Below are 10,862 nucleotides of genomic sequence, written 5' to 3' on the forward strand. Positions count from 1 at the left end.
GTCATAGTCATAGCCATCACCATCATCACTAAAAAAGGGTCCTGAGGGGCTCTTTTTTTTTTGTTGAAAACGGTTGAATCGTGACATCTAATTGTCATATACAACGATTTAGATTAAAGTTGTATGAAATTGAAATCTTTTTGAGCAGAATGCTGTGTATCGATTGAAAAAAGTTTACAATGAATGGACGGGAATACCTTTATTGCTGGAGAAGGATAAAGGGAAAGGAGTTGAATTCCTTTAATGAAAACATGGCTGAATCGAACGATTGGACGGCAAATCATGTCTGCGTTTTATGTGATTTTTCTGACACTGCTGTTAACGACAGGTGGTGTCTACCTATATACGAAACAACAGGTGGATGAATCACGCCAAGAATTAAAGATGTTAAACGAACATCGGACACGGGCGACGGATTTGTACGAATCATGGCAAAGCATGCAGTACGAGATGCGTGGCTTCGTCTTGCTTGGTGACGAAGAGATGTTAAAAGAAATCGAAGCAAAGAAAAATGGCATCAATCAACAAACGACGTGGTTCGAGCGCAATGCACGCTTTAAAGAAGAACGGCAGTATGCAACGGACGCACGGGAACTCTACACGGCGTATACCCAACGCGTCATGCCAAGCCTCGTCAATTATGTCGCGGCGAAAAAAGACGGCAAAGTGACGGAACCGTTCTTGAAGATGCCGACGCTCGGAAAAGTGACGAAATCAAAACCACTCGATCCACAGCGGAAGTTCAACATCAAGACGAAGAGTGCGGCTGATATGAGTTCAAGTATCGTTGATATGGAGAGCGTTTTTACAAAATATCGTAATTCCTTAAACGATCAAGAGATGGCGGCGCAAGAGCGGCTTGGTAAACAAGTCAACTCGTCGCAAATTCTCGGAGCAGTCAATATCGCAATCCTCTTATTGATCACTCTCGTTTTCGTCCGACCATTCGTCCGCCGCTTGACGCGTCAGTTGCGTCAGTTGAACCGGGAAAGTGGGCGACTGGCTAAAGGCGAGGATGCGACACCGATCGTCATCACGAATCGTCAAGATGAGATCGGTGAGTTGACGACGACGTTCAACCAGATGGCAGCCGCCATTTCCGGGCAAAAACATCAACTCGTCGCAAATAACGACGAACTACAAAGTCAACAGGAAGAATTAATTGCTCAGCAAGAAGAACTTCAATCGCAACAGGAAGAACTCGAAGAAGCTCTCGACATCACGTTGCGCAACGAGACCCATTTGCGTTATCGCAATGAGTTGACCGAGACACTCGCGTCTCGTGAAACATTGACTGCGTATCCAGCGATCATCGAAAAATTGATCACGATTACCGATGCGGAGCTCGGAGCAATCGTCTTCTTAGAGCAAGACCGCTATACGGATCTCGTCTCGTACGGGATGACGGCAGCGCAAGAAAACCAGTTATTGCATGCTTCGACGTCATTACTCGAACGCACACGTCAAAACAAACGCGCTGTTCGCTCGACGAAACAAGTCGCGAGTCATCATCCGCTCCCATATCCGTACACGATGTACGAAATCGTCGTACCGGTGATGGATCCAGCGACGAACACAATGATTGCAAGCATTTATCTCGTCCGTTACCGGGATGCCTTTACGGAAGAGCAGACGAACGAAATCTGGTCGTTCTCCCGTCAATTGGCACTCTCCTTGCTCCGGATGCGTGTCTTTGAAGAAGTCGAACGAGAACGGGAAAAGACGTCCAAACTTCTCCATTCGATTCGGGAAGCGGTCATCTATATCGAAGGAGAGACGATTTTTGCCAATAAACCATTGCTCGCTTTATTCCATCATCCGGCGCACGATCAAGTGGCGGAAGAAGGATTGATGACGCTCGACGTCAAAATCGAAGAGTTGGCAGTGCAAGTCGATCAACATGAGGCGTTCTTAACCTACATGGATCATGTCTGCAGTCAGGAAATTCCGACGGAGAGCTTGGCGTTGTCCTTGAACGAGGAAGAGCGATTCGTCACGCTGTATGCAGAGGAAATTCATTACGGTGGTTGTTTCCGCGGTACGATGCTCGTCTTGCGCGACGTGACGGCAGAGACAGCGATCGACCGGATGAAATCGGAATTCGTCTCGACCGTCTCGCATGAGTTGCGGACACCGCTTGCCTCGATTTACGGCTACACGGAATTGATGCTCGCGCGCGACGTCCAGGAATCAAAACGTCAACGGTATCTCGAGACGATTCATGCGGAAACCGAACGGTTGACGAACCTCGTCAACGACTTCCTCGATGTCCAGCGCATGGAATCGAGTCAGCAACAGTATGACTTTAAACCGCTTGATCTGACGAAAGTCATTCAAGAAACGGTCGAGTTCCATACCGCTTCGGCAAAAGATCACGAGCTTGTCCTTGATTTTGAAGAAACGACGACGGGGCGGATTCATGCTGACGAACAAAAAATGCGTCAGCTGTTCACGAACCTGATCAACAATGCAATCAAGTATTCACCGGATGGTGGTCAAATCACGATCACGATGCGTCAAGTCGAAGATCGTGTACAGCTGAAGATCGAAGATGAGGGAATCGGCATTCCTCGTCACGCGTTACCACAACTGTTTAGTAAGTTTTATCGAGTCGATAATTCCGATAGTCGAAAAATCGGCGGTACCGGTCTTGGTCTTGCGATTTGTCAGGAAATCGTTCGTTCGCACGAAGGGATGATTCATGTCGAATCAACAGAAGGTGTCGGGTCCGCGTTCATCGTCGAACTACCGATCGTCCAGTCCGTCGTACCGGTCACGGAATCGGCAGATGAATGTTAATGTCAAAAGCGTTCTTTGATTTTTTAATCAAAGGGCGTTTTTTTGTTGGTTTCATCTGCAAAACGGGAATTAACTACTATCAAATAGAAAGGAAGTGAGGAGATGCGGCGAAGCAGATGGCCTTGTTAAGTCCGACGATCACTCATGCTTTGGATCCTGATCGAAGCCAGTAGTTCGTTCATTCCAGCTTATGTGATTGAGCGCTTTTACTGGGAAGACCGGGGAATGAGCATTGCCGACGTCGTCATCGCAGAAATCGTCTTTGCTTGGGTCATGTTGATTGGTGAGGTTCCGTTCGGTTTGTTATCCGATCGGTGGGGCAGAAAGCCGTTCATTCTGGCTGGTTTCGTATGTGAGTGGTTATCGTTTACGGTGTTGCTTGAAGCCTACTCATTACCTGCCTTCCTCTTGGCGATGGTCCTTGCCGGCATCGGTGGCGCAGCACTTAGTGGAGCACTTGAAGCCCACGTCTATGAAACATTGCGAATGCAAAGGATAGAAGAGCGATTCGAGCTGGTCTGGCGACTGATTTCAATCGGTGGTTTATTGACATCAGGACTTGCGGCACTTGTTGGAAGTTACGCCGTGCGATCGGTAGACTTGTTTTGGCACTATCACGTGTCCTGGTGGGTATTGCTCGGAACAGTACTGCTGACGTTTTTCTTAAAGGAAGCATCGCGAGAACAAGACGGAGAGACGAGTTCATTAAAGACATTGCTAAACGGTTTTTCGTTTCGACGCGTCTACGTTCGAATTCTTTGTCTTGTCTTGTTATACGGGGCGACGATTGATTTCGTCGATGAGTTTTGGCAACTTTATCTACGGGATCAAACGATACCGATGGTCCATTTCGGATTCGTTTTCGTGTTATTTCAAATCATGCAGGCGACCGGCGCGTCATTATCTCGGTTCCGATCTCCGGTCGGATGGGCGATGATCTATATCGTGTGTCTTACCGGATTGTCGGTTGCCTCACCGCTCGTCAGTATCGGGTTACTCGGAACGCTGTACTTGTGCTATGGCTGGGCTGAGCCTTATTTGACCACTGTCATCCAAGAAGTTGCGCCGCCAAATGGACGTGCAACGTTTACGTCACTGATCTCAGTCATTGAACGGTTAGCTGTGCTTGGAACCGGTACGCTGTTCGTCTTCGTCGAACGTGTCTTCTCGCTTCAGATGACCTATGCCGCGCTCGGTCTCGTCTCACTTATGTTGCTTCTATTGTATAGTGTGACGCGAACGCGTCAGAACTGAATCAAAAAAAGGACAAAGGTGTATTGACCTTTGTCCTTTTGACTGCCATTTATTACGACACGTGTCGTTGCTCCTGAGAGGAACGTGCTAATACCTGGCGAGCCGGTTGCCACATCAACAAGGAGAGGACTCCTGCAAGCGCATAGACGAGCTCGATCGCAAACAGATCGGCAAGCCATCCGAACAGCAGACTACCGAGACAGAAGCAGAGTGCATACACGGTTTGTTGCACGCTATAGACATACGGTAACCGTTCGAGTGGTGTCGTCGTCTGCAACAACGTATTCAGCTCGATCGCCCGGACTTGACTTGCAAACCCTTGGATCAGACAAGCGATCACGGCAAGTGTGACGATTGGAGCGAAAGCAAACAAGAAGGTCGCACTAATCGAAAAGCCGATACTACGATAAAGCAACGAACGCGTTCCACGACGACGTAACATCATGTAGCTGCCGGCGATCATGCTCAGCAGATAGAAGGCATTTAGAATGCCCCACCAGCGTTCCGATAGCTGGAAATGTGTATCGATGTAGACGAGGAACAGAGCAGAAATCCAAGCCGTACTGACGAACGCATCGATTCCGACGAGATACGTGTTGGCTTTCGCGAAAGAATGCGTTCGCGTGTAGCGAATACTCGACCGGAAGGAGACGTCTTCCCCTTCCATCGAAGGGTCGGGTAGAGAGCGGACGCTTCGATAGAACAGGTAGCTGATGAGACTGGCACCTAAAAACAGACCAGCCGAGACGGACAAGACGGAAAGAGGGGATAACGAGCTGACCAGGATGGCGCCGAGCGGCCACATGATGAGCTGAATCACTTGATTCGAACCTTGTACGAGACTGTTAGCTTTCTGGACATCCTGACACAGTCGAGGGATGAAGGCACTTTCGATCGGACGAGCAAATCCGTCGAAGAAAGCGATACATCCAACGAGTGCGAGGATAAGTGGCAGTGGTAAATCAAATCCCCAGATGACGCCTAATAGAATCGTCTTGAGGAGTTGACTGCCGAACAACAAGGAGGCATGGGGAACACGTTGAGCGACTTGGGCGAATAAGAAGCCGCTTCCTGTCATGCCTGCTGTGACGAGAACAGGAAACAGGGCAGCGAGACTCGCTTGCCCTGTCGTTTGATAGATCATCGCGATCAGGGAGACGATATAGAGCGCATCTCCCGCATTCGCAATCCATTGACTGACCAATAAAAGCGTAAACCGGTTCATTCTGAATGACCTCCATATCGTACGTATTTAGTTAGGAGTGAGAATTCAGAATGACTTACATTGGACGCCCTCATTTCATGTTTTTTTTCTAGTGTAAGAGGAAAAAAATGGATTGTCAATCAGAATCGTGATGAGATTTCAGTGCAACGGGTGTAAAGGGATCGACCATCGAAGTTGCGGCGGCTTCGTCTTGAGCACGAGATGCTGATAGCTTGATTGGTTTTAGTTGCTGGCGGAAGCGGAAAGCCCGTTCGAGTCGACTCATGAATAGATTGCTGAAAAAGACGACTAATGCTAACCCAATCAGTGGAACAAGGAACATATGATTGAGCCAAGACGTCGCTGAAAACTGGTTATAGTAATAACCGAACATTGAAGACCATTCAAAGATTGTTGGCATGACACCCTCATATAAATTGACTGTTCCGGCGAAGAAAATACCTAAGAGTGATAAATGGATCAGCAACATCAACGTTTGAATGAATTGTTGCATGAAGACAATCGTCAATGTCGGAACAAGGTGTGGCCAGATATGACGTCTAAACCGATACCACGGACTACCACCGAGTGTCTGGGCGACGATCATGAATTCTTGATTGAGCAATTGACGAGTCTCAGCAATTAGATAAAGCGACAAAGAGGGTATACCAAGTAGAATCAGGACGATCAACTCAAACGAGACGCGATCGAACAATGGTGGAACTACAGTCGAATCCATGAAGACAAGAGATGAAAATAAAAGCAGTAAAGAAACGAGAGAAAGTGGTAAAACTAAAAAACCATCAAGGATAAGTTTTAAGTATCGATTAACACGAGCATTTCGAAAAGCTAACGGAATCGCAACGACTAATGAGAGAGTCATTCGACTAATCGCAACAATCGTACATATACCAATCGTCCATTTAAAACCTTCAATCATCATTTGGAAAAGGTCATTACCGGACCGATCCGTACCTAGCCATTGATCACTTGACGGTTTTAGTGGTGACGTCGCAAGGAACGTACCATCTTCAGCATACCGGTTCGAAATCTGATTGACTTGACCATCGCGGAAAATCGTATTACCAAAGCTTAGCAATAGTAGACCGGTAAGTAGAATGAGGCAGAGCCAGAAAACTGGGTCTTTCATCAAGGTACGGCGCATCAAATCCCACCTTTCCAGGCGTTTGGAATCAACCATTCAGCCAGTAAATCAATGATGAAGATGGGTAGGTAGATTAAGAACAAGATGACCATCAAAATTGGCATTTGTCCAAAGTAAAGGGCGAAGCGAAACAGACCTTGGACCTGGAAAGTGTACTCAATGATTAACAAACTCGATAGTATCGTAATGATATTGGCTCGGAAAAATAGATAAAACCGATAGATCATCGTTGGCAGTAAATGTTTCCAGAAAAGGGCGGTTGGACGAATGCCTTTTGCGCGCGCGAGTTCGAGGAATGGTGCAGATTCTTGTTCGAGTACTTGTGTCGTCAGCCATTTAATAAAGAAAAATAATGTAGTCAGCGTCAAGGTGACGATTGGTAAAAAGCGAATCGAGTCTGCATAGGTTCCTGCAATCTCGATGTTGCTATAACCTGTCATTTTAAATAAATAAATGACAAGAAATTGTGAAAGAATGATCCAAAATAAGTCTGGAACCATTTCAAGCGTGCGTGTCGTCTGTTTTAATAGTGTCCGTGTTCGTCTGCCACTTCGATAAAACAGATAGGCGTAAAGAATCGCACACACAACGGAGACTAACATAGCTGTCGTAAAGATGATTAACGTCTCTTGAATATAGGGCTGTAAAGAAGGGAGTAGTAGAACTTCTTTTTGAGCAGTCACGTTAAAATAAGTGATCTCATCAAGTTTCGTTAATTGAGCAAATTGTTGCTGCAGACCTTCCCAGTAGCTTGCTGGGTTGAATTTCATTTGCGCAACGAGCGCAGGAAGGGCGCTGATCGCAATCAAGACAAAAAAAGCCACGATGAGCTGAATTGATTTTCGGGCGATAAAAAACATGAAGGGAAAAACTCCTTTCTTTGGATCCTTAACCGATGGCGAGGATCCGGTCATTGCCAATTTGGATCAACTGACTGTTCATATGTTTCCGGCGCAGTACGTAGCGTTCGAACTGTTGCGTTGCGATGAACGAATCACGCGTCGAAACCGTCGAGAGCGTCATCAGGACATGTTTTAATTGTGGTTGTCCTTCTTGTAGTGAAAGATGCGTCATTCGGTTCGCTCCGTCGAGTCGATTGAGGAATAGTTCGATCTTACAGCCTTCCTTGATTAATTCACTGATCAGGAATGCCGCTTGTTCGATGAACGTCTCGAATTGTTGATGGAGACCGTAACCGCTCGGGGCTGATAAATTCAAGGCAATCGTAAACGTATCCTGATTGCTCGTTTCGAACACTTTCGCCTGCAGGCGACCGGTCTTCGCCGTCGCATACCAATCGATCTCTTTTGACGGTTCCGCCGTATAAGGTTTTGCACCAAGCTGAACCAGTTTGTTCTTGAGCGGTGAGTAGCGGTCCGGTCGATCACCGATCCGTAAACGTTGTAAAAGAAGCGGCGTCGCTTGCGCTGTCAAGGACGGCAAGACTGTAAACGACGGATACGTATCGAACGTAAAGAGATAAACGCCCATCTTCCACGGCAAACGAATCGTCAAGATGATCTCATCGAATTCGGCTGGTCCACGACGAACCGTCTGAATTGGGATCGTCACTGCGTCTTCAGAGTCAATCACTGCATGAAACGTCGCCGGGTGAAGTGGATCCATCTCCGGGAAAATGACTCCGCCATCCGTGTGCAAACGAAGTGTCGCTTCGAGCCCAAGCTGACTCAAGGATTCGACACCGAAGACTTGTAAATGGAGTGTCGTCTGTTCCTGGTTGAACATCAATGATTCATAGTGCTTCCATTCAATTGCGACGTCCCGTCGGAGCTGCTTTTCTGTTCGCCCGACGACGAAATGAATCGTCGCCAAGGCTGCAAACAGGAAACCGAGGACGGAAAGACGCGGAATGAAGAGGAAGATGAACGTCATCGTGACGTACAGTGGAAAAAGTCGGCGTTCAAGCCAAAACGGGACGGAACGTTCAATCTGCATGATTCGTCACCCCATCTCGACCGGAACCGGCACGTCGTCCAGAATATGCGTCAAAACAGCCGCTTTCGTCGTCTTGATTCCACCTTCGAGTGTCAGTGTCAGGCGATGGGATAGGACGTGTTTTGCAAGATATTTGATATCTTCCGGGATGATGAAGTCGCGTTGATTCAAGAAAGCGTAGCTTTGCGAGGCGCGAAGTAATGCAATCGCTCCACGCGGACTGACACCGACTTCAATGAGTTCATGGTTTCGTGTCGCTTGAACGATGTGTAATAGATAATCAAGCACGTCTTGCGATGCATGGACGCGGCGTGCCTCTTCCTGCCAGGAAATCAAGTCACCGCCTGACGCGATGCCGACAGCTGACCGACGGACGTTCGTCAGAATCTCAGACAATAAGCGCCGTTCGTTCTCGAAATCCGGATAACCGACTTCGATCGCGACCATGAACCGGTCGAGTTGGGCGTCCGGTAGTGGGAAGGTTCCTGCCGATTCAATCGGGTTTTGTGTCGCGATGACGAAGAATGGGGCTGGCATCTGATAGGTCGTTCCACCAATCGAGACCTGACGCTCTTCCATCGCTTCAAGCAATGCCGATTGTGTCCGCGGAACGGCACGGTTAATCTCATCGATCAAGACGACGTTCGCGAACAGTGGACCGCGTTTATTCTCGAACTCCTGTGTCTTTAAATTGAAGAAGTCTGAACCGATGACGTCTGATGGGAGAAGATCCGCCGTGAACTGGATCCGCGAGAAGGCACTCTCGAAGCTCTGAGCGAGCGCCTTGGCGAGCATCGTTTTCCCCGTTCCCGGTACATCTTCTAGTAGAATATGTCCTTCTGCGATGAGTGCCGTCAGACAAAGATCGATGACGTCCGGTTTACCGAGATAGATCGAATTGAGTTGGTCTTTTAATTGTTGTAGTTTCATAGGAAATCCCTCCAAAGTTAAATGGTTGAGTAGCGTGCTAGTTGTTGTTCGAAGCGTAGAATTTCATCATCCGTGACGATCGTTTCCGACATATCACCGTAGCGAATATTCCGATATAACTGAAAATCGACAGCGACTTCAATCCGACGTAACCAGTCTTCAAGCGTTTCGTTCGGACGACGTTGCTGACTGCGCGGTAAGTGTTGCTCAAAACGAATGACGAGATCACGGACACGTGAAGACGAATACGATGCATACAGATAAGGCGATTTTCTTAAAGAAGCAGGACGAAAGATTGATTGAGCAAATGGAACGTCATCCGTTACTTCTCCTGTAGACCTGCGCCGTTTTTTCACGAGATGTGACTGAACGAGTTTCCAGACCATGAAACTAAACAAGCTGATTAAAATGACATATTGCAGATAAGAAAAGGGGGAGTCAGAAGCATCCGCTTTAAGAGATTTCCAGAGCTCTTTTGGACCAGGTCGTGGATCGATCGGTTCAAAAGGCATTTTGCCTTTTGTTTTAGTAGGTGAGTGACCGTTTTTAAAACTAATTTCGCCGTTCGCTTCAGTTTCTGCAATCGAAGGCTTTTTAAAAGGATCCGGCATGATGTAATGCGTATAGACGTACGTCGTGACGGTTTGAAACAAGAACAGACCAATCAGAATGACACCAAGCGACATGATAAAGCGTTGCCGTAACACAAGCGATCCTCCTTCCTGTTTTTAAGGAAAAAATATCCATATGTACTTAGGAAGATTTTAGCATACACGCTTAACAAATAAAAACAATTTTCTGAAAATAAAGACAAGGTGAGACGATTCATTTTCGAGTGGTGAGGGTATGATGGAATCAGTGGTTCTTGAAAGAGAAAGGGTGTTTTGTATGAAATTGATTATTTTTGGAGCGACGGGTCAAACGGGGCAAGAACTGGTCAAGCAAGCGATTGATCACGGGCATGAGGTCACAGCCTTCGTCCGCAGTCCGGAAAAACTGACACTACGTGACGAACGGTTACACGTCGTTAAAGGCGACGTGCTCGATCAAGAAGCGGTGACGGCTGCTGTTGCCGGACAAGAGGCTGTCCTGACGGCTCTTGGCACAGAGAGTCTTGCATACAGCGGCTTTTTAGAACGGAGTCTCGTCCGGATCGTGACAGCGATGAAAAAACAGGGGGTAGACCGGATCGGTTATGTTGCGTCTGCCGGTGTTGATGATGAATTACCGGGTGTACAAGGGATGCTCGCTCAGCGGATTCTGAAAAATCCACTGAAGGATCACCGCCAAGCGATCGCGCTTTTACAACAAGCAGATTTGAACTATACGGTAGCCCGACCACTTCGCTTACTGAACGGTCCGTTGACGGGACTTTATCGTCAAGCAGATACAGGTGTACCGGAAGATGCGAAACAGATCAATCGCGCAGATGTGGCGCATTTCCTCTTACAAGCGATTGAAACAGAAGATCATATCAAATCGAGTGTCGGTCTCGCTGAATGATGAAGAAGGGGCTGACTCAAAAGTCAGTCTCTACAAAGATAAGGGTGACAG

At 47.5% G+C, this 10,862-nt stretch carries 9 protein-coding genes; 3 read left to right on the forward strand and 6 right to left on the reverse strand.

Annotated elements, in window-relative coordinates; all coding sequences use genetic code 11:
• Positions 1-243 precede the first annotated feature (243 nt).
• Complete coding sequence (locus F8N00_RS11890) at positions 244-2,799, forward strand: sensor histidine kinase (protein ID WP_075642041.1); 2,556 nt, start codon at positions 244-246, stop codon at positions 2,797-2,799.
• A 144-nt stretch (positions 2,800-2,943) separates the two neighbouring features.
• Entirely contained in the window at positions 2,944-4,053 is a 1,110-nt protein-coding gene (locus tag F8N00_RS11895; RefSeq protein ID WP_075642042.1) for an MFS transporter, read from the forward strand.
• A gap of 52 nt (positions 4,054-4,105) precedes the next feature.
• Here F8N00_RS11895 and F8N00_RS11900 read toward each other — a convergent pair whose 3' ends face one another.
• The 6 genes from F8N00_RS11900 to F8N00_RS11925 all read right to left on the reverse strand — a co-directional run bounded on the left by F8N00_RS11900 (position 4,106) and on the right by F8N00_RS11925 (position 10,015).
• Entirely contained in the window at positions 4,106-5,278 is a 1,173-nt protein-coding gene (locus F8N00_RS11900) for an MFS transporter (protein WP_421018260.1), read from the reverse strand.
• Between the two features lie 115 nt (positions 5,279-5,393).
• Positions 5,394-6,422, reverse strand: a complete 1,029-nt coding sequence (locus F8N00_RS11905) for an ABC transporter permease subunit (protein ID WP_075642044.1) — start codon at positions 6,420-6,422, stop codon at positions 5,394-5,396.
• Entirely contained in the window at positions 6,422-7,282 is an 861-nt protein-coding gene (locus F8N00_RS11910; RefSeq protein WP_075642045.1) for an ABC transporter permease subunit, read from the reverse strand. Before F8N00_RS11910 ends, F8N00_RS11905 begins: the two co-directional genes overlap by 1 nt.
• A 28-nt stretch (positions 7,283-7,310) precedes the next feature.
• On the reverse strand, positions 7,311-8,378 hold the full coding sequence (locus F8N00_RS11915) for a DUF58 domain-containing protein (protein ID WP_058712915.1): 1,068 nt from the start codon (positions 8,376-8,378) through the stop codon (positions 7,311-7,313).
• Between the two features lie 6 nt (positions 8,379-8,384).
• Positions 8,385-9,308 carry an AAA family ATPase gene (locus tag F8N00_RS11920; protein WP_029341157.1) on the reverse strand — a complete coding sequence of 308 codons (924 nt, stop codon included), beginning with the start codon at positions 9,306-9,308 and terminating at the stop codon, positions 8,385-8,387.
• A gap of 17 nt (positions 9,309-9,325) precedes the next feature.
• Positions 9,326-10,015: a hypothetical protein gene (locus F8N00_RS11925; protein ID WP_421018261.1), complete on the reverse strand. Its 690-nt coding sequence runs from the start codon at positions 10,013-10,015 to the stop codon at positions 9,326-9,328.
• Positions 10,016-10,196: 181 nt separating this feature from the next.
• On the opposite strand from F8N00_RS11925, the gene F8N00_RS11930 reads away from it, so the two are divergent.
• Entirely contained in the window at positions 10,197-10,811 is a 615-nt protein-coding gene (locus tag F8N00_RS11930; protein WP_023467651.1) for an NAD(P)-dependent oxidoreductase, read from the forward strand.
• Positions 10,812-10,862 lie beyond the last annotated feature (51 nt).

This window comes from Exiguobacterium sp. A1_3_1 (genome assembly GCF_048985645.1).
In the GTDB taxonomy this organism is placed as follows: Bacteria; Bacillota; Bacilli; order Exiguobacteriales; family Exiguobacteriaceae; genus Exiguobacterium_A; species Exiguobacterium_A indicum.